Source organism: Streptomyces sp. CB02009, from assembly GCF_001905825.1.
Classification (GTDB): domain Bacteria; phylum Actinomycetota; class Actinomycetes; order Streptomycetales; family Streptomycetaceae; genus Streptomyces.
The window spans coordinates 780,518-799,254 of the sequence record NZ_LIVV01000005.1; the positions used below are offsets into that span (position 1 = coordinate 780,518).

An 18,737-nucleotide genomic window follows, 5' to 3' on the forward strand; every position below is an offset into this window, starting at 1 on the left:
CACCCGTCTCGTATACGTACGTTTGAGCGTTTACCGGACGGGCTAGGTTCGCCCCATGGCATCTGTGCTCGTGGCATCCAACCGGGGACCCGTCTCGTACGTGCGCGGCGAGGACGGTGAGCTCGACGCCCGCAGGGGCGGCGGCGGCCTGGTCTCCGGGCTGAGCGCCGTCTCCTCGCAGGACAGCGTGTGGGTGTGCGCGGCGCTCGGCGAGGGCGACCGGGAGGCCGTCCGGCGCGGCATCGCCGAGCCGGGCGTACGGATGCTGGACATCGACCCGGAGGTGTACGCCGACGCGTACAACGGCATCGCGAACTCGGTGCTGTGGTTCCTCCACCACCACCTGTACGACACCCCCCGCGAGCCCGTCTTCGACGCGGAGTTCCGGCGCCGCTGGGAGGCCTACCGCGCCTACAACCGCGCGTTCGCCGAGGCCCTGGCCGCCGCGGCCGACGAGGGCGCGGCGGTCCTGGTGCAGGACTACCACCTGGCACTGGTCCCCGGGATGCTCCGGGAGCTCCGGCCCGACCTGCGGATCGGGCACTTCACGCACACGCCGTGGGTGTCCTCCGAGTACCTGCGCATGGTGCCGGACGACATCGTCGAGGAGCTCCTGTGGGGCATGCTCGGCGCCGACGAGCTGGGCTTCCACACCTGGGGATGGGCGTCGGCGTTCATCAGCTGCTGCTCCCAGCGCGACGACTCGACCGGGACGACCCGGGGCGTCTGGCCGAGCGGCGACCCCTGGCACGGGGTGGAGTGGCGCCGCCACGGCGCCGGGAAGGGCCGCACCCGGGTCCGGGCGTACCCGCTGGGCGTCGACGGCGACGAGCTGCGGGCCCTGGCCCACCGCCCCGAGGTGGACGAGGCCCTCGCCCGGCTCCGCGCCGAGGTGGGCGACCGCAGGACCGTCGTCCGCGTCGACCGCACGGAGCTGTCGAAGAACATCCTGCGCGGCCTCCTCGCCTACCGGGAGCTGCTCACCGCCCATCCGGAGTGGCACGACCGGGTGGTGCACCTGGCCTCGGCGTACCCCTCCCGGCAGGACCTGGAGTCGTACCGCGCGTACACGGCCTCGGTGACGGAACTGGCCGCCGAGATCAACGCGGAGTTCGGCACGGCGGACTGGCAGCCGGTGATCGTGTCCGTGGAGGACGACTTCACCCGCTCCCTGGCCGCGTACCGCCTGGCGGACGTGGCCCTGGTCAACCCGGTGCGCGACGGCATGAACCTGGTCGCGAAGGAGATACCGGTGGTCTCGGACGCGGGCTGCGCGCTCGTCCTGTCCACGGGCGCGGGCGCGTACAAGGAGCTGCGGGCGGACGTCCTCGCGGTGAACCCCTTCGACGTGTCGCAGACCGCCGACGCCCTCCACACCGCCCTGACGATGCCCCTGTCCGAGCGCGCCGACCGCACGAAGCGCCTCGCCGCGACGGCGACGGCCCTGCCGCCGCAGCGCTGGTTCCTGAACCAGCTCGACGCGCTGCGCGAGAAGAGCTAGGACACGGCCCGCTCCGGGGAGGCCGACCGCTCCTGAGGGGCCGACCGCCGCTCCCGCCCCCACAGCGCCAGCGGTTCGAGGGCCTCGTTGAGGCGGACGCCGTCCTTCGTGAGGGCGTACTCGACGCGGGGCGGGACCTCCTCGTAGGAGGCGCGGTCGACGATGCCGTCCGCCTCCAGCTCCCGCAGGTGGGAGGCGAGGACCTTCTCCGTGATGCCCGGGACGAGTCGCCGGAGCTCGCCGAAGCGCAGGTGCGGCCGCTCGTGCAGCGCCCACAGGATGAGCACCTTCCACTTGCCGCCGATGACCTCCATCGCGGCGTCGATCCCGCAGACGTGGCCGTCCCCGGTTCCGGGCCGGTTCAGCGTCGCCATGTGCCCCACCCCTCTGACCTGTTCGCTCACCTCAGGGTAACCACCCACTTCCAAGTGGGTACTTGAGCAGGTCAGAGGCCTGCAGCAGCCTGGTGGCCATGACAGCGAACGCGCATCGGAAGACCCCCGTCACCCTCCTCGGACTCGGTGCGATGGGCACCGCCCTGGCCCGGACCTGGCTCGCCGCCGGACATCCGCTCACCGTCTGGAACCGCACCCCCGCCCGCGCGGAGGCCATCGCCGCCGAGGGCGCGAAGGCCGCGGACAGCGCGGCCGGCGCGGTCGAGGCGAGCACCCTCGTCATCGTCTGCCTCCTCGACGACGCCTCGGTGGAGGCGGCCCTGGACGGCGCCGACCTGGCCGGCAAGGACCTCGTCAACCTGACCACCACGACCCCCGTCGAGGCCCGGGCCCGCGCCCTGTGGGCCGAGGAGCGCGGCGCCCGCTACCTGGACGGCGGCATCATGGCCGTCCCGCCGATGGTCGGGGTCCCCGAGGCCGGCGGCTACGTCTTCTACAGCGGCTCGCGGGAGCTGTTCGAGCTCCACCGGGAGTCCCTCGCCGTGCCGGTCGGCACCACCTACGTCGGCGAGGACGCGGGCTTCGCGGCCCTGCACGACGTGGCCCTGCTGAGCGCGATGTACGGGATGTTCGCGGGGGTCGCGCACGCCTTCGCCCTGATCCGGCGGGAGAACATCGACCCGGTCGCGTTCGCCCCGCTGCTCGGGGAGTGGGTCGGGGCGATGGCCGGACCGTCGATCGGGCAGACGGCCCGGCAGCTGGCGACCGGCGCGTTCGACGACAGCGACTCCAGCCTGGCGATGCAGGTGGCCGGCACGCCGACCTTCCTGGCCACCGCCGAGGACCAGGGCGTCAGCCCGGAGCTGATCCGGCCGTACTTCGAGCTGATGCGCCGGGGGCTCGCCGCGAGCCGCGCCGGGGAGGAGGCGACCAGCCTGGTGGACCTGCTCGTACGGAGGGACTGACTCGTACGGAGGGACTGACGGGACCGGCCCCGGCTCAGGCCTCCCGTACCGCCGCCGCCAGCGCCCCTAGGAACTCCACCACTCCGGGCGGACCCGGCACCGCCAGGTCCCCGCGGTCGGCGAGCTCCGGGACCTCCGTCGAGCCGCTGCAGACCAGCAGCCCCGGGGTGCCGTCGGAGCGGAGCTTCTCGACGGCCGCGAAGGCCGGCAGGTCGCCGAGGTCGTCGCCCGCGTAGAGCACGGACCCGGCGCCCACCTCCCGTACGTACTCCGCGAGCGCGACGCCCTTGTCCATGCCCGGCGGCCGCAGCTCCAGGACCATGCGGCCGGGTTCCAGGACGAGGCCGTGATGGGTGGCGAGGTCGCCCAGCGGGCCCTTGAGGGCTTCGAACGCGCCCTCCGGGTCGAGGGCGCGCCGGGTGTGCACGGCGACCGCGCGGCCCTTCTCCTCGATCCAGACGCCCGGCCAGGCGCCGGCCCGGTCGAGGAAGCCGGGGAGCTCGGCGCGGACGGAGGCCACGCCCGGGTGCGGGGCGGCGGCCCGGACGGTACCGGTGACGGCGTCCCAGCGTTCGGCGCCGTAGTGGCCGAGGACGACGAGGTGCTCCAGACCGGGGACGCCGGCGAAGCCGCCGTACCGGACGGCGACCCCGGCGGGGCGGCCGGTCACGACGGCGACGGAGGCGACCTCGGGGGCGAGGGCGGCGAGCGCCTCGACGGCGCCGGGGTGGGCGCGGGCCCGTTCGGGGTCGGGAACGATCTCGGCGAGCGTGCCGTCGAAGTCGAGGGCGACGACGGCCTTCTCGGGCCGCGCGAGCAGCGCGTCCAGACCGTCGCGGCCGGCGGACGTGGTCGGGTGCGGGAGGCTGACCATGCTCCCGACCCTACCCACGCGGGCCGCCCGCGTCAGGGCCACGAACAAGACGGCACGCGCGGGACGACGCGCGCGGGAGGGCACGCGAGGGGCCGACCGCCGGGCCCGGAGCGTCCGGTGCCGGCTCCCGGCCGGTCCCGGTGAGGCCCGGGGCCCCGGCCGGTCCCGGTGCGGCCCGGGCGCTACCGCCTCTTCCGCTTCTCCTCCCGCACCCGCCGCAGCCGGTTCACCGTCACGGGGTCGTGGGCGAGGGCCCTGGGGTCGTCCAGGAGGGCGTTGAGCAGCTGGTAGTAGCGGGTCGGGGAGAGCCCGAGGGTCTCGCGGACCGCGCGCTCCTTGGCGCCGGGGCCCGGCCAGGAGCGGCGCTCGACGGTGAGGAGGGCCTGCTCGCGCTCACCGAGCCCGCCCTCGTCACCGCTGTCCGCCGCTTCGCGCTCCTCGGTCATACGACCAACCTATTACCCGGCGCCGCCCGCTGCCGTGGCCGCCCGGTCGCGCGGGCGGCCACGGCGCCGAGCGGCGCTGCGGCGGCCCGGTCGCGCGGACGCCTACTCGGCGTTCTCGGCCGCCGTCGCCGCGCGTCCGATCGCGCCGAGGACCTCGGCGGGGACACCGGCCGGGGTGACGGCCTTGCCGATGTTCTGCTTGACGTTCTCGCTGACCTTGGCCCAGGACGTCTTGCCGACCGGCGGGAGCTGGCTCTCCGGGAGCGTCTTGAGGAAGACCCGCAGGTTGGCGTGCTCGGGCTCGGTCTCCATACGGGTGGAGGCGGTGACGGTGACCGGGAGGAGGTCGTTGTCGCCGGCGAACTTGAGGACGTTCTCGTCGCTGAAGACGAAGTTCAGGAAGTCGCCGATCTCCTTGCGGTGACCGTTCTGCTTGAAGCCCATGATCCAGTCGGCCACGCCCATGGCCGCCTCGGCCTGGCCGTCGACGCCCGGGAGCGGGACCTGGCCCACCTCGACGCCCTTCTTGGCGGCTTCCTTGAGGAGCGAGGGGTGGCCGTTGAGCATGCCGACCTCACCGTTCGCGAAGGCGGCGAAGGCGGCCTTGCGGTTGAGCTTGCCGGGGGCGACGGGCCCGGTGAGGCCCTTGCCGACCAGCTTCTTCTTGAGCCAGTCGAAGGTCTTGACGTTGGCGTCGGAGTCGACCGCGTAGTGGTCGGTGCCGTCGACCCAGCCACCGCCGCCGCTGAGCATCCACATCAGGGCCTCCGCCTGGGCCTCCTCGGGGCCGAGGGGCAGCGCGAAGGGGGTGCGGACACCGTTGTCCTTCAGCTTCTCGGCGGCCTCGGCGAGCTCGTCCCAGGTGGTGGGGGCCTTGGCGCCGGCGTCCTCGAAGAGGGCCTTGTTGTAGAACAGCGGCCGGGTGGAGGCGACGAAGGGCAGTCCGTACTGGGTCCGCTTGTGCTCGCCCGCGTCGACGAGCGGCGCGAGGAAGTTGGACTGGACGGGTATGGAGAGCAGCTCGTCGGCGGCGTAGAGCTGGTCGGCGGCGGCGTAGTCGGCGTAGGCGCCGATCTGCGCGATGTCGGGGGCCTTGTCGGCCGCGACCATCTCGGCGACCTTGCGGTCGACGTCGTCCCAGGACTCGACCTGCACCTCGACCTTGACGCCGGGGTGGCCGGCCTCGAAGGCGCTGACGAGGTCGGCCCAGTACTTCTTGGTGGTGTCGCCGCCCGTGAGGTCGTAGTCGGCCGCGACCAGTCTCAGGGTCACGTCGCCGGAGTCGCCTCCGAGCGAGCCGCAGCCGGCGACCGTGGCGGTCAGCCCGAGTGCGGCGACGGCCGCGGTCAATCCAAGGAATCGTCGCCGCTCCACGGCTTCATCCACCTTTTGCTCGTCGTTGAGCTGCATCGAGCCGCACGTTTGCTCTGCGCAGGGCCGTAAGTCTCTCGCGTGCGCGGGTATGAGGTCTACACCACTCGGGTATCACTTCCGCAACGTCACCGGGACGATGGGCCCCATGACGGGACCCGAATTTGTATCCGTACGCAACAATCCTCGGCAGTGGACTAGACCTTTTGGGTCCCCGAGGGCCAAACTGTCACCCGTGAGACACGTCATCGCCCTGGATGTGGGCGGCACCGGCATGAAGGCCGCCCTCGTCGGGGCGGACGGCACCCTGCTCCACGAGGCCCGTCGCGCCACCGGACGCGACCGCGGCCCCGAGGCCGTCGTGGAGACGATCCTCGGCTTCGCCGCCGAGCTCCGAGCCCTCGGCCAGGAGCGGTACGGCGAGCCCGCGGCGGCCGCGGGAGTCGCCGTACCCGGCATCGTCGACGCGGAGAACGGCATCGCCGTCTACGCCGCCAACCTCGGCTGGCACGACGTTCCCATGCGCGAACTCCTCAGCGGCAGACTCGACGGCATCCCCGTCGCCCTCGGCCACGACGTCCGCACCGGCGGCCTCGCCGAAGGCCGCATCGGCGCGGGCAACGGCGCCGACCGCTTCCTCTTCGTGCCCCTGGGCACCGGCATCGCCGGCGCCATCGGCATCGGCGACCGCATCGAGGCCGGTGCCCACGGCTACGCCGGCGAGATCGGCCACATCGTCGTCCGCCCCGGCGGCACCGTCTGCGGCTGCGGCCAGCGCGGCTGCCTGGAGCGGTACGCCTCCGCCTCCGCCGTCTCCCAGGCCTGGGCCGAGGCGAGCGGCGACCCGAAGGCCGACGCCGCCGACTGCGCCAAGGCCGTCGAGTCCGGCGACGCCGCCGCCCTCCGGATCTGGCAGGACGCCGTCGACGCCCTCGCGGACGGCCTGGTCACGGCCCTCACCCTGCTGGACCCCCGCACGCTCATCATCGGTGGCGGACTCGCCGAGGCCGGGGAAACCTTGTTCACACCACTTCGGGCCGCGGTGGAGGAGCGAGTCACGTTCCAGAAGCTGCCCGCCATCGTCCCGGCGGCCCTCGGGGACACCGCCGGATGCCTGGGCGCGGGCCTCCTCGCCTGGGACCTGCTCGCCGACCGGCGCCCCCAGCGCCCCACCGACTCGGAGGTTTCCGCCTGATGGCCGATCACCAGGTTCTCGCCGGCGCACACGTCGTGCTGCCCACCGAAATCGTCGAGAACGGACGCGTGATCGTCGAAGGCGACCGCATCGTCGGAAGCACCGCGGAGAACACCCCGGCCCTCGACCTGACCGGGCACTGGCTCGTCCCCGGCTTCGTCGACATGCACAACCACGGCGGCGGCGGCGCGTCCTTCACCTCCGGCAGCGTCGACGAGGTCCTCAAGGGCGTCCACACCCACCGGCTGCACGGCACGACCACCGTCGTCGCCTCCTTCGTCACCGGCGAGATGGACTTCCTCACCCAGCGGGCCGGACTGCTCTCCGAGCTCGCCGAACAGGGCGAGATCGCCGGCCTCCACTTCGAGGGCCCCTTCATCTCCCCCTGCCGCAAGGGCGCCCACGACGAGACGCTGCTCCGCGACCCCGACCCGGCCGACGTCCGCAAGCTGATCGACGCCGCCCGCGGCCAGGCCAAGATGGTCACCCTCGCCACCGAACTGCCCGGCGGCATCGACTCCGTACGCCTGCTCGCCGAGCACGGCGTGATCGCCGCCATCGGCCACACCGACGCCAGCTACGAGCAGACCGTCGAGGCCATCGACGCGGGCGCCACCGTCGCCACCCACCTCTACAACGCGATGCCCGCCCTCGGCCACCGCGCGCCCGGCCCGATCGCCGCCCTCCTGGAGGACGAGCGGATCACCGTCGAGCTCATCAACGACGGCACCCACCTCCACCCCGCCGCCCTGGAGCTCGCCTTCCACCACGCGGGCGCCGAGCGCGTCGCCCTCATCACCGACGCCATGGACGCCGCCGGCTTCGGCGACGGCCGCTACATGCTCGGCCCGCTGGAGGTCGAGGTGAAGGACAGCGTCGCCCGCCTCGTCGAGGGGGGCTCCATCGCCGGCTCCACCCTCACCCTGGACCGCGCGTTCAAGCGCGCCGCCACCATCGACGGCCTCCCCGTCGAGTCCGTCGTCCAGGCGATCTCCGCCAACCCGGCCCGACTGCTCGGCGTGTACGACCGCGTCGGCTCCCTCGAACCCGGCAAGGACGCCGACATCGTCGTCCTGGACGCCGAGTTCAACCTCAAGGGCGTCATGCGCAAGGGCGAGTGGATCGTCGACCCGAAGGCCTGAGCCCGCTTCTGATCAGGAGTCACGCGGAAGGGCGGTGGGCCCGGGGTCTGGGCCAACCGCCTTTCGTTTGGCATGATCAGTGCCCGTCGGAACGCGCGTTCCACAGGACTTCACACGGAGTACGGGGGTTGGTCGGATGATCCTCACGGTCACCCTCAACACGGCGGTGGACCTGACGTACCGGGTCCCCGCCCTCACCCCGCACGCCTCCCACCGGGTCACCCAGGTCATCGAACGCCCCGGCGGCAAGGGCCTCAACGTCGCCCGGGTGCTCGCCGCGCTCGGCCACGAGACCGTCGCCACCGGCTTCGCGGGCGGCGCCACCGGCGCCGTGCTCCGCGAGCAGCTGGCCGCGACCCCGGTCCGCGACGCACTCGTCGAGACCGCGGGACCCACCCGCCGCACCGTCGCGATCGTCGACACCGCGAGCGGCGACACCACCCAGCTCAACGAGCCGGGACCCACCGTCACCGCCGCCGAGTGGACCGTCTTCCGCACCCGCTTCAGCGCGCTCCTCGACGGCGCCGCGGCGGTCGCCCTCTGCGGCAGCCTCCCGCCCGGCATCCATGTCGGCGCCTACGCGGAACTCGTCCGCCTCGCCCGTACGGCCGGAGTCCCCGTCCTCCTCGACACCAGCGGCGAACCCCTCCGGCGCGGCATCGCCGCCCGCCCGGACCTCGTCAAGCCCAACGCGGACGAACTCGCCCAGCTCACCGGCACCCGCGACCCGCTGCGCGCGACCCGCGAGGCACGGGGCCGCGGCGCCCGCACGGTCGTCTCCTCGCTCGGCCCCGAAGGCCTGCTGGCCGCGACCCCGGAGGGCCTGTGGCGCGCGGCCCCGCCGTCACCGGTGAAGGGCAACCCGACGGGCGCGGGCGACTCGGCCGTCGCCGGCCTGCTGTCGGGCCTGGTAGACGGCACCCCATGGCCCGACCGCCTGTCCCGCGCGGTCGCCCTCTCGGCGGCGACGGTCCTCTCCCCGGTGGCCGGCGAATTCGACCCGAAGACCTACGAGGAACTGCTGCCCCGCGTGCGGGTCGCCGAGGAACCGGACCGGCCGTGACACACGGCCGGCCGCGGGCCGGCCAGGACACCTACTCCTTCGGCGGTCCCACTTCGAGCCAGTCGAGCAGCACGTCGCACTGGTTGCCGGTCTCGCACGAGATCTTGATCTCGTTCTCGCCCTTCTGGAGGTCGACCGGCGCCCAGGTGGTCTGCCAGTTCTTCTCCAGGTTCGGGTCCGTGGAGTGGACGAAGTTCTTCAGGCCGAGGGGCGAGGAGTTCGGCTTGCCGTTCACCGTCAGGGTGGCGTTGGCGTCCACGGCGGGGATCGCGTAGCGCACGGTCAGGGAGTACTTCCCCTCCGTCGGCATCTTCGCCTTCCAGGTCACCGAGGAACCGACCTGGTTGAAGCCCGACACGTACGTGCCGTTCGAGCCCTCGGCGCCCTTGACGTCCTTGGCGAGCGCCGCGCTGCCGCCCAGCTTCAGCGTCGCCGCGTCCTGCTTCGGGAGCTCGGCCGGGGTCTCGTCGGGGCTCGGCTCGGTGCTGGGCTCGTCCGACGGCTTCACCGGCGCGGTCGCGGTGGTGCCGCCCGTGTTCACCTGGTCGCCCTTGTCGTCCTCGTTGCCCATGTTCGTGATCACCGCGGCCGCGATGCCCACCACGACGACCGCGACGACCGCGACCGCGCCGATGAGGATGCCCCGCGTGTTGGGGCCGCGACCGGAGCCGCCGCCGTGGTGGTGCTGCGGAGGGGGGCCCTGCCGGGTCGGCGGGCCGCCGTAGGTCTCCGGGGCGGCGTACTGCGCCTGCGGCTGGCCGTACGGGGCCTGCTGCTGCGGCGGTACGTAGGGCTGCGCGTGCTGCTGGCCGCCGTACTGGCGCTCGCCGACCGTTCTGACCTGGTTGTACGAGGTCCGGGGCACACCGGGCTGCGCCGCTGCGGGGCCGGGGTAGCCGTAGCCGCCCCCGCCCGGGGGCTGGGCGCCCGCGGCCTGACCGTCCTCGTACAGGTAGCCGAACGGGTCGTCGTTCTCGGGCTTGTTCGCGCCGTCGTTACCGGCAGCCATCCGGGTTCCTCTCCATGCTCGCCAGCCGTCGCCGACCGGCCGAGCCTACCCCGAACGGACCAGCCCCCGAAGCGGCCCCGGGCGTGTCAGGAGCCTCAGCCGGCGCGGCGGTGGACCTTGGCACGGGAGCGTTTCTCCACGTACATCCGCTGGTCGGCGGAGTTCAGGACCTCTTCCACGGTCATCCCGCATTCGGCCCATCCGATGCCGAAACTCGCCCCGACCCGGACCGCCCGGCCGTCCACCCGGATCGGCGGAATGATCGCGTTCCGCAGGCGTACGGCCAGGTCGGCGGCGTCCGCCGCGCCGAGGCCGTCGGCGAGGACGACGAACTCGTCGCCGCCGAGCCGGGCGACCGTGTCACCGTCGCGGACCCCGGTGGTGAGCCGGCGCGCGACCTCGATGAGCACCGCGTCACCGGTGTGGTGCCCGAAGCGGTCGTTGATCGACTTGAAGCCGTCCAGGTCGCAGAAGAGGACGGCGAGGCCCTTGGTGCCGTCGTCGATGTCACCGCCCGAGGGCGCCACCATGTGGACGTGGTGGTCGTACGGGCCGGCGCCCGCCGGCTCGAAACCGAAGCCGTGGTCGTGCTCGTGCTCGTACGGCGACTCGTAACCCGGGTGACCCGGGCCGGCCGGGCCGCCGGAGTCGTACCCGGCGTGCCCGGACTGATCGGCGTGCCCCTGGTCGTACGCCGGCTCGTAGCCCGTCCCGTAACCGCCGTCCCGCCCCGACTCGTACGCCCCGCCGTACCCCGCGGCCTGGTCGGCCGACACGTGCGCCGCCGGGCGCTCGCACAGCCGGGCGGAGAGCCGGGAGCGCAGCTCGGCACTGTTGGGGAGGCCGGTGAGGGCGTCGTGCGAGGCGCGGTGGGCCAGCTGCAGCTCGTGCCGCTTGCGCTCCTCGATGTCCTCGACGTGGGTGAGGAGGAAGCGCGGGCCGTCGGCCGCGTCGGCGACGACCGAGTTGCGCAGGGACACCCACACGTACGTGCCGTCGCGCCGCCCGAGCCGCAGCTCGGCCCGGCCGCCCTCGGCGGAGGTCCGCAGCAGCGTCCCTATGTCCTCGGGGTGGACGAGATCGGCGAAGGAGTAGCGCCGCATGGCGGCGGCGGGCCGGCCGAGCAGCCGGCACAGGGCGTCGTTGGTGCGCAGGAGCCGGCCGTGCTGGTCGCCGCCCATCTCGGCGATGGCCATGCCGGAGGGGGCGTACTCGAAGGCCTGCCGGAAGGACTCCTCGCTGGCGCGGAGCGCCTGCTGCTCCCGCTCCAGGCGGACGAGGGCGCGCTGCATGTTGGAGCGGAGCCGGGCGTTGCTGATGGCGATCGCCGACTGGGAGGCGTACATCTGGAGCGCCTCCTGGCCCCAGGGGCCGGGGTGCCGGCCGTTGCGCGGGCGGTCGACGGATATGACGCCGAGGAGCTCGCGGCCGGAGCCGGGCGGGGGTCCCCCCGGGCGGGCGGAGCCGAGCCTGGGCGCGTACATGGGGGCGTAGAGGCGGTCGTGCGGGTGCCACTCGTCCTCGAAGCGGGGCGCGGGGCCGTCGGTGTGCCACTGGGGGACGTCGTCCTCCATCAGCACCCAGCCCTCGGTGTGCGGGATGAACCGCAGCTCGCCCCAGGCGGTCGCCATGGAGAGGCGGCGGTCCCAGGAGGCGCGGGAGCCGACCCGGCCGGTGATCAGGGCCTCGGCGGCGGAGCTGCCGGCGAAGGCGGCGACGACGAGGTCACCGTCGGGGCGTACGAGGTTGACGCAGGCAAGCTCGTAGTTGAGACCGGCGACCACACCGTCGGCGACGGTCTGCAGGGTGTCCGCCAGGCTGCGCGCAGTGTTGAGGTCCGCCACGACCTGATGCAGCTGCCGCAGGGTCGAGAGACGGACGTACGGCTCCGACTCGGTCTCCATCGCTCGCTCTCCCCGAGACCTCGACAGCAACTCCAGGGTTCTCATCGGCTTCGTGTTGCACAGTCACCGTTCGTATTGCACTGTCACTGCCACTGAATCACAGCGAGCTGCGCACCCGGTACACAGGGTCAGCAAATACTGGGCGCTGTGACTCAAGTCACAGCAGGTCATCGCGGGTCGCCGCCCACCGCCCCGGAGGCCGCCCCCGCGCCCCCCGGGCGGGGGTCCTAGGACCGGCGGGGGTGCCGGCCTGGTCCCCCGGCCCGATGCGGCTCCCGAACGGCCGGGACTAGCGTGCGAGTGTGCTGCAGAAGACCCCGACCTCGCCCCCCGTGTCCGATCTGGCCATCCCTCATGCTGAGGGGGTGAGCAACGACGAGTTCCGGGCGGCGATGTCCCGCCTCGCGGCCGGTGTGGTCCTGGTGACCGCGCACGACCCCGACGACGGCCCGCGCGGCGAGGACGTCGGCATGACCGCCACCGCCTTCGTGTCGGTCTCCCTCGACCCGCCCCTGGTCCTGGTCAGCCTGCGCAACGGCTCCCGCATGGACGACCTGCTCACCGACGTGCCCGTCTGGGCGGTGTCGATCCTCGGCGAGGACCAGCGGCACATCGCCGGGCGCTTCGCCATGAAGAACCGCGTCAGCGACCGGCTCCTCTTCGCAGACCTGCCGTACGCGCGGGGCGAGGAGAGCGGCGCCCCGCTCATGGGCGGCGCGCTGGCGACCCTGGAGTGCCGTACGGAGAGCCGGGTCGTGGCCGGCGACCACACGCTGGTGGTGGGCCGGGTCCTGACGGTGGACGCCGGGGCCGCGGGCGGCGGACCGCTGACGTACTACCAGGGGAAGTACCGCGGCCTGTCCTGAACCGGGGGCACGCGCCAACGCGAAGGCGCCGGTTCAGCCCCAGTCGCGGGACTGACGCGTCCGCTTCGTCTCCGAGCGCTGCTTCTTCTCCCGCAGCCGCCGCTCGTTGATACCGCGGGGGACCTTCGTCGGACGGCGGGGCTTCGGCGGCGGGGCCGTCGCCTCGGCGAGCAGCGCGGCGAGCCGCACCGCGGCCGTCTCGCGGTTGCGCCACTGGGAGCGGTGCTCCGAGGCGCGGACCGTCACGACGCCGTTCACCAGGCGGGTGGCGAGGCGCTCCAGGGCACGGGCCTTCCACACCTCGGGCAGCGCGTCGGTGGCCGCGAGGTCGAAGCGCAGCTCGACCTGGGAGTCGCTGGTGTTCACATGCTGACCGCCCGGGCCCGAGGAACGCGAGAAACGCCACTGGAGCTCGGCCTCGGGGAGCGAGACGGAGCCGCGGATGGGATACGGACCGGACATGCCCTCCATGTTCCCCGCAGGGGGCCATCGGAGTCATCCTGTTTTCGCCGGGAACCGTCCGGGGGCACCACGCGTTTCTCCAGGCGAAGACACCACGATGAAAGGGACTTTCCATGGCTGTGAGCCTGTCCAAGGGCGGCAACGTCTCTCTGACCAAGGAGGCCCCGGGCCTCGCCGCTGTCACCGTGGGCCTCGGCTGGGACGTCCGCACCACCACCGGCACCGACTTCGACCTCGACGCCTCGGCGATCGGCGTGGACGCCGCCGGCAAGGTCGCCTCCGACGCGCACTTCGTCTTCTTCAACAACAAGTCGACGCCGGACCAGACCATCGTCCACACCGGTGACAACCGCACCGGCGAGGGCGGCGGCGACGACGAGCAGATCAACGTCAACCTCGCGGCCCTCCCGCCGAACGTCGACAAGATCGTCTTCCCGGTCTCCATCTACGACGCGGTGAGCCGCTCGCAGAACTTCGGCCAGGTGCGCAACGCCTACATCCGCATCGTGAACCAGGCCGGCGGCGCGGAGCTCGCCCGCTACGACCTCTCCGAGGACGCCGCCGTCGAGACCGCCATGGTCTTCGGCGAGCTGTACCGCAACGGCGCCGAGTGGAAGTTCCGCGCGGTCGGCCAGGGCTACGCCTCGGGCCTCGAGGGCATCGCCCGCGACTTCGGCGTCAACCTCTGACCGACGCCCCGCAGCACCCCTGAGCCCCGGCGCCGGTTTCCCCGCCGGGGCTCTACTCTTGCCGCGTGATCGTCGAAGCCCTCGCGCCCAAGGCCCTGGAGGACGGTGCGGCCCTCCCCGGCCCGCTGCTCACCGAACTCACCGCGCTGTACGCCTCGAACGAGGAGTTCCAGCAGCTGAGCGGCGACTTCCCCGACCCGTCCGACATCCGGCCCGAGCAGGTCGCGGCCGCCCTCGCGGACGAACTCGCGCAGCCCACCGCCGAGGTCCTGCTCGCCCGCTCCGAGGGCCGGCTCGTCGCCGTCGCCGTCACCCTCGGCCGCCACCCCGACCCGGCGGAACCCGAACCGTGGCTCGGACTCCTCATGGTCCACGGGGACGCACGGCGCGCGGGCCACGGACGCCGGCTCGCCGCGTACGTCGAGGACCGCTTCCGCGCCGAGGGCCGCACGGGCCTGCGGCTCGCCGTCCTGGAGAACAACCCGAAGGCCCTCGCCTTCTGGACCGCCCTCGGCTACGAGGAGACCGACCGCCGCCCGGACCTCGCCCACGGCCGCGCGTGCGTCGTCATGCGGAAGCCCCTGACCTGACCCGCTAAGGCTTCGCCGGCTTGCCGTCGCCGTACAGCCAGACGTCCCACAGCTCGTCCAGGCCGCGGCCCGCGACGCTCTCCGCGTAGGCGGTGAAGTCGTCCGTGGAGGCGTTGGCGTGGCGGTACTTCGCGGGCCAGCCGCGCAGGATCTCGTCGAAGGTCTCGTCCCCGACCGTCTCGCGGAGCTTGTGGAGGACCATCGCGCCGCGCTGGTACACGGGCGGGTCGAAGAGGTTCTCGGCGGCGGGCGGGGCGGCCGGCGGGAAGGCCCAGTTGGCCTCCTGCGCGAAGGCCCGCTCGAAGTGCGTCCGCGCGGGGACGTGCTCGTACTCCTCCGTGTACAGCCACTCGGCGTACGTCGCGAAACCCTCGTTCAGCCACAGGTCCCGCCAGCTCGCGGGCGACACCGAGTTCCCGAACCACTGGTGGGCCAGCTCGTGCACCAGGGTCGTCCGGTCGAAGGCGGCGGCCGGGAAGACGGGCCGCGTCTGCGTCTCCAGGGCGTACCCGAGCGGCCCGTCCTCGGTGACGATCGCACCGGCCGTGGAGAAGGGGTACGGCCCGAACCGCCGCTCCTGCCGGGCGATGATCTCGGGGATCTCGCCGCGCAGCGGGGCCGTCGCGGCGGCGATCGGGCGTTCGGCGGCCGTGAGCACGGGGACGGTGCCGGAGCCGGGTGCGGCGGTCGACGTCGCGTACCGGCCGATCGCGACCGTCGCGAGATAGCTCGCCATCGGCTCCGCCGCGCGCCACTCGGTCGTCACCCGGCCGTCCGCCTCCGTCCGGCGGGCCGTCCTGACGCCGTTGGAGAGCGCTTCGAGCCCGGCCGGGACGGTGAGCGCCAGCTCGTACGAGGCCTTGTCGGAGGGGTGGTGGTTGCCCGGGAACCAGGTCATCGAGCCCGCCGGTTCGCCCACCGCCACGGCGCCGTCGTCGGTGCGCAGCCAGCCCTCCCGGGAGCCGTCCGCGTCCGTGACCGGCTCGGGCACTCCCCCGTACGAGACGGTGGTCCGGAACTCCGCGCCGTCGCGGATCTCCTCGCGCGGCCGGAGCGTCAGCTCGTTCCCGGCCCGGTTGACCGCGGCGGGCTCCCCGTCGACGGAGGCCCCCTCGACGGTGAGCCCGGCGAGGTCCAGGTTGAAGGCGCTGAGGTCCTGGGTGGCACGGGCGGTGATCTCCGCGGTGCCGTCGAGCCGCCCGGTCCCGGGGTCGTACGCGAGGGTGAGGGCGTAGTGGCCGACGTCGTAGCCGCCGTTGCCGAGCTTCGGGAAGTACGGGTCGCGCAGCCCGGCGGACCCGGGCGCCCCGCGGACGCCGCCGGTGGCCTCCGTACAGCCTCCCGCGAGGAGTGCGAGGGCGGTGAGGGCGGCGGCGAGGCCGCCCGCGGCTGCTCCGGTCCGGTGGTGCCGGTCCGTCCGGTTGCGCTGGGTCACGTATCGATCCTAAGCAGGGCCGACGCGGAAAGGGCGATGGCGCCCGGCGGGGGATCCGGGCGCCATCGCCGACTGTGGACCGCGGCGGCGGTTACTTGCCGAGGGCGGCGACGCCGGCCTGGGCGAACTTCTCGTCGAGGTCGCCCGAGGGGGCGCCCGCGACGCCGATGCCGGCGATGGGCGCGCCCTTGGCGGTCACCGGGGCGCCGCCGGCGAGGAAGAGGGTGCCGGGGATGTCCTTGAGGTTGGGGGCCTGGGCGAGGCGGCCGGCGAGGACGGAGGTCGGGGCGTTCCAGGAGACGGCGGTGAAGGCCTTCTTCTCGGCCGACTCGTAGGACTGCGGGCCCGCGCCGTCGCCGCGGAGGGTGACGAGGGTGTTGCCGTTGCGGTCGACGACGGCGACGGAGACGCGCTGGTTCTCCTTCTCTGCGGCGTCGAGCGTCGCCTGCGCGGCCTTCGTCGCGGCATCGATCGTCAGGTGCGTCGACTGCTGGAGGTTGGCGTTGCCGGCGTCGGCGCGGACCGCGGCGGCGGGGGCGGCGGCCGGGGCGGAGGCGTTCGCGGAGACCGCGCCGAACGTACCGGCGGCGACGACAGCGGCGGCGGCGGCACCGAAGACGATCTTCTTCATGAGGAACTCCGTGAGGGTGAGGAGGGAGGGACTGCGAGGAGAAGCGAGCCGAGCCGGGGTGGACCGTGCGAGTGGTCCGTTCCTTCGCTCTGTCCTCCATCCTGTGGCCGCGACCCGGGCCGTACGGTCCACGGTCCGGCTGCCCTCCTCACGCACACTGGAGGACGGCCGGGTCAGCCGATCGGCTGATGCCCCCGTGGTCCCCCCGGGCCAGGATGGACAGATGTCCCCAGGTCAGGAAGGTGAGAACGTGGCACGGCCGACGGAGACCGAGCAGGACCCCGACGCCACCTGGCTGGCCCGGGTCATGCACATCGCCTTCTTCCTCCTGCTCGGCGCCTCGCTCGCCCGCTTCCTGCTGCGCCACCCCTGGGAGGACCGCAGCCCCTGGATCGTCGCCCTCTCCGGCGCCCTCGCCTCCCTCTACCTCCTCGGCCCCGTCGTCGGCACCCGCGCCGCGCCCCGCCGGATCGCCTGGCTGAGCACCGTCGTCGCCGTCTGGATCCTGCTCGTCGTCCTCGCGCCGAGCTTCGCCTGGTGCGCGGTGCCGCTGTTCTACACAGGCCTGCGCACCCTCCCGGCACGGGCGGCGCTCGGCCTGGTCACGCTGCTCACCGCGTTCGTCGTGTTCGCGCAGGTGCAGCTCGCGCACGGCGGCTGGGACCCGAACCTGATCGTCGCCCCGCCGGCCGTCGCCGCCATCGCCACCGGCGTCTTCGTGTACTCGGACCGGCAGGCGGCACGCCAGCGGGCCCTCATCGACGACCTCATCCGCACCCGGCGCGAACTCGCCGCGATCGAGCGCCGCGAGGGCACCCTCGCCGAGCGCCAGCGGCTGTCGATGGAGATCCACGACACCCTGGCGCAGGGTCTGTCCAGCCAGCAGATGCTGCTGCAGGCCGCGGACCGCACCTGGGACAGCGACCCGGTCACCGCCCGCCGCCATGTCCGTACGGCCGAGTCGATCGCCGAGCGCAACCTCGCGGAGGCGCGCCGCTTCGTGCACGACCTGGCGCCCGCCGACCTCGCCGAGGGCGGCGGCCTCGAAGAGGCGCTGCGCGGGCTCGCGGCCCGCGAGTCGACGGTGTTCCGGGTCGACGGGACCGCCGTCCCGCTCCCCGAGCGGGTGCAGTCGGCGCTGCTGCGGATCGCGCAGGGCGCCCTCGCCAACATCCGCGAACACGCCGGCGCCGACTCCGCCGCGCTGACCCTCACGTACCTCGACGACCAGGTGGTCCTGGACATCGCCGACGACGGCCGCGGCTTCGACCCGGCCGACCGGCCCGGCGGGGTGCGGGGCCACGGGCTGCCCGCGATGCGCGTGCGGGCCCAGCAACTGGGCGGCACCCTGACGGTCGAGTCCACGCCGGGCGAGGGCACGGTGCTGTCGGCCGCGATCCCGCTGCCGAGCGCCCCTCCGCACGCGGACCCTCACACGGACCCGCCCCCGGCCCCCCGCCCGCACCCGCAGGCGGACCCGTCGCCGAACCCCTCCTCGCCCCCGCCCTCCCAGGAGTCGTGATGTCCGTACGGATCCTCCTCTGCGACGACCACGTCGTCGTCCGCGCCGGGCTGCTCGCACTCCTGGGCAGCACCCCCGACATCGAGGTGGTCGGCGAAGCCGGCAGCGGCGAGGAGGCCGTCGCGATGGCGGCGAAGCTGAAGCCGGACGTCGTCCTGATGGACCTCCAGCTGGGCGCGGGCATCGACGGCGTGGAGGCGACCCGCCTGATCGCGCCCACCGGCGTCCACGTCCTCGTCCTCACCACGTACGACACGGACGCCGACATCACCCGGGCCATCGAGGCCGGCGCCACCGGCTACCTCCTGAAGGCCGAGCGCCCGGAGGAGCTGTTCGCCGCCATCCACGCGGCCGCCCAGGGCCGCACCGCCCTCTCCCCGCCGGTCGCCAGCCGCGTCATGGACCGGATGCGCGGCGCGGCGGGCCCGAGCCTCACGGACCGGGAGCGGGACATCCTGGGCCAGCTCGGGCGGGGCCTCGGCAACCGCGAGATCGCGCGGGCGCTGTTCATCAGCGAGGCGACGGTGAAGACCCACCTCGGCCGCATCTACGCGAAGCTCGGCGTCGACACGCGGGCGGGCGCTGTCGCGGTCGCGAAGGAACGGCGCCTGCTGCCGTAGGAGGGTGTCTTGGCCGCGCTTCGCGCACACCCGGGGCCCCGCCACTGCTACCCTGCG

19 protein-coding genes are annotated in these 18,737 nt (G+C 73.5%); 10 read left to right on the forward strand and 9 right to left on the reverse strand.

Features of this window, described 5'->3' with window-relative positions; all coding sequences use genetic code 11:
- The first annotated feature begins 55 nt into the window (after window positions 1-55).
- Window positions 56-1,501 (forward strand): alpha,alpha-trehalose-phosphate synthase (UDP-forming), encoded by a 1,446-nt coding sequence (locus tag AMK27_RS23150; protein ID WP_073911549.1) that lies wholly within the window; start codon window positions 56-58, stop codon window positions 1,499-1,501.
- Here AMK27_RS23150 and AMK27_RS23155 read toward each other — a convergent pair.
- On the reverse strand, window positions 1,498-1,875 hold the full coding sequence (locus AMK27_RS23155) for a winged helix-turn-helix transcriptional regulator (protein ID WP_073911551.1): 378 nt from the start codon (window positions 1,873-1,875) through the stop codon (window positions 1,498-1,500). The two genes, AMK27_RS23150 and AMK27_RS23155, sit on opposite strands and share 4 nt — an antisense overlap.
- A 98-nt stretch (window positions 1,876-1,973) precedes the next feature.
- On the opposite strand from AMK27_RS23155, the gene AMK27_RS23160 reads away from it, so the two are divergent.
- On the forward strand, window positions 1,974-2,861 hold the full coding sequence (locus AMK27_RS23160) for an NAD(P)-dependent oxidoreductase (RefSeq protein ID WP_073911553.1): 888 nt from the start codon (window positions 1,974-1,976) through the stop codon (window positions 2,859-2,861).
- Between the two features lie 34 nt (window positions 2,862-2,895).
- Here the strand turns inward: AMK27_RS23160 and otsB are convergent, their stop codons facing one another.
- The 3 genes from otsB to AMK27_RS23175 all read right to left on the reverse strand — a co-directional run bounded on the left by otsB (window position 2,896) and on the right by AMK27_RS23175 (window position 5,567).
- On the reverse strand, window positions 2,896-3,735 hold the full coding sequence (gene otsB, locus AMK27_RS23165; protein ID WP_073911556.1) for a trehalose-phosphatase: 840 nt from the start codon (window positions 3,733-3,735) through the stop codon (window positions 2,896-2,898).
- Window positions 3,736-3,917: 182 nt separating this feature from the next.
- The gene (locus AMK27_RS23170) at window positions 3,918-4,181 is read right to left on the reverse strand and encodes a DUF3263 domain-containing protein (RefSeq protein WP_073911558.1); all 264 of its coding nucleotides are present in this window, start codon (window positions 4,179-4,181) and stop codon (window positions 3,918-3,920) included.
- Between the two features lie 102 nt (window positions 4,182-4,283).
- Window positions 4,284-5,567, reverse strand: a complete 1,284-nt coding sequence (locus AMK27_RS23175) for an ABC transporter substrate-binding protein (RefSeq protein WP_445194868.1) — start codon at window positions 5,565-5,567, stop codon at window positions 4,284-4,286.
- Between the two features lie 220 nt (window positions 5,568-5,787).
- On the opposite strand from AMK27_RS23175, the gene AMK27_RS23180 reads away from it, so the two are divergent.
- The 3 genes from AMK27_RS23180 (at window position 5,788) to AMK27_RS23190 (ending at window position 8,952) form a co-directional block, all read left to right on the forward strand.
- Window positions 5,788-6,747, forward strand: a complete 960-nt coding sequence (locus tag AMK27_RS23180; RefSeq protein WP_073911562.1) for an ROK family protein — start codon at window positions 5,788-5,790, stop codon at window positions 6,745-6,747.
- Complete coding sequence (gene nagA, locus AMK27_RS23185) at window positions 6,747-7,889, forward strand: N-acetylglucosamine-6-phosphate deacetylase (RefSeq protein WP_073911564.1); 1,143 nt, start codon at window positions 6,747-6,749, stop codon at window positions 7,887-7,889. The genes AMK27_RS23180 and nagA overlap by 1 nt, the downstream gene beginning before the upstream one ends.
- A 136-nt stretch (window positions 7,890-8,025) precedes the next feature.
- Window positions 8,026-8,952 (forward strand): 1-phosphofructokinase family hexose kinase, encoded by a 927-nt coding sequence (locus AMK27_RS23190; RefSeq protein WP_073911567.1) that lies wholly within the window; start codon window positions 8,026-8,028, stop codon window positions 8,950-8,952.
- A gap of 31 nt (window positions 8,953-8,983) precedes the next feature.
- Here AMK27_RS23190 and AMK27_RS23195 read toward each other — a convergent pair whose 3' ends face one another.
- Window positions 8,984-9,961: a CBM35 domain-containing protein gene (locus tag AMK27_RS23195; RefSeq protein WP_073911569.1), complete on the reverse strand. Its 978-nt coding sequence runs from the start codon at window positions 9,959-9,961 to the stop codon at window positions 8,984-8,986.
- 95 nt (window positions 9,962-10,056) lie between these two features.
- Window positions 10,057-11,865, reverse strand: coding sequence for a diguanylate cyclase CdgB (cdgB, locus tag AMK27_RS23200; protein ID WP_073911572.1), 1,809 nt, complete (start codon window positions 11,863-11,865; stop codon window positions 10,057-10,059).
- Window positions 11,866-12,167: 302 nt separating this feature from the next.
- Here cdgB and AMK27_RS23205 point away from each other — a divergent pair, with 302 nt between their 5' ends.
- Window positions 12,168-12,731, forward strand: a complete 564-nt coding sequence (locus AMK27_RS23205) for a flavin reductase family protein (RefSeq protein WP_073911575.1) — start codon at window positions 12,168-12,170, stop codon at window positions 12,729-12,731.
- A gap of 33 nt (window positions 12,732-12,764) precedes the next feature.
- Here the strand turns inward: AMK27_RS23205 and arfB are convergent, their stop codons facing one another.
- The gene (arfB, locus tag AMK27_RS23210; RefSeq protein WP_073911577.1) at window positions 12,765-13,202 is read right to left on the reverse strand and encodes an alternative ribosome rescue aminoacyl-tRNA hydrolase ArfB; all 438 of its coding nucleotides are present in this window, start codon (window positions 13,200-13,202) and stop codon (window positions 12,765-12,767) included.
- A gap of 104 nt (window positions 13,203-13,306) precedes the next feature.
- On the opposite strand from arfB, the gene AMK27_RS23215 reads away from it, so the two are divergent.
- Together AMK27_RS23215 and AMK27_RS23220 are read left to right on the forward strand one after the other, a co-directional pair.
- Entirely contained in the window at window positions 13,307-13,882 is a 576-nt protein-coding gene (locus AMK27_RS23215; protein WP_073911578.1) for a TerD family protein, read from the forward strand.
- A 65-nt stretch (window positions 13,883-13,947) separates the two neighbouring features.
- Entirely contained in the window at window positions 13,948-14,472 is a 525-nt protein-coding gene (locus tag AMK27_RS23220; protein WP_073911580.1) for a GNAT family N-acetyltransferase, read from the forward strand.
- Between the two features lie 4 nt (window positions 14,473-14,476).
- Here the strand turns inward: AMK27_RS23220 and AMK27_RS23225 are convergent, their stop codons facing one another.
- Together AMK27_RS23225 and AMK27_RS23230 are read right to left on the reverse strand one after the other, a co-directional pair.
- Window positions 14,477-15,907 (reverse strand): M1 family metallopeptidase, encoded by a 1,431-nt coding sequence (locus AMK27_RS23225; RefSeq protein ID WP_073911582.1) that lies wholly within the window; start codon window positions 15,905-15,907, stop codon window positions 14,477-14,479.
- Between the two features lie 91 nt (window positions 15,908-15,998).
- On the reverse strand, window positions 15,999-16,538 hold the full coding sequence (locus tag AMK27_RS23230) for a GlcG/HbpS family heme-binding protein (protein WP_073911595.1): 540 nt from the start codon (window positions 16,536-16,538) through the stop codon (window positions 15,999-16,001).
- Window positions 16,539-16,761: 223 nt separating this feature from the next.
- On the opposite strand from AMK27_RS23230, the gene AMK27_RS23235 reads away from it, so the two are divergent.
- Window positions 16,762-18,060 carry a histidine kinase gene (locus AMK27_RS23235; protein ID WP_445194866.1) on the forward strand — a complete coding sequence of 433 codons (1,299 nt, stop codon included), beginning with the start codon at window positions 16,762-16,764 and terminating at the stop codon, window positions 18,058-18,060.
- Window positions 18,060-18,680 carry a response regulator gene (locus AMK27_RS23240; RefSeq protein WP_030323137.1) on the forward strand — a complete coding sequence of 207 codons (621 nt, stop codon included), beginning with the start codon at window positions 18,060-18,062 and terminating at the stop codon, window positions 18,678-18,680. Before AMK27_RS23235 ends, AMK27_RS23240 begins: the two co-directional genes overlap by 1 nt.
- Window positions 18,681-18,737 lie beyond the last annotated feature (57 nt).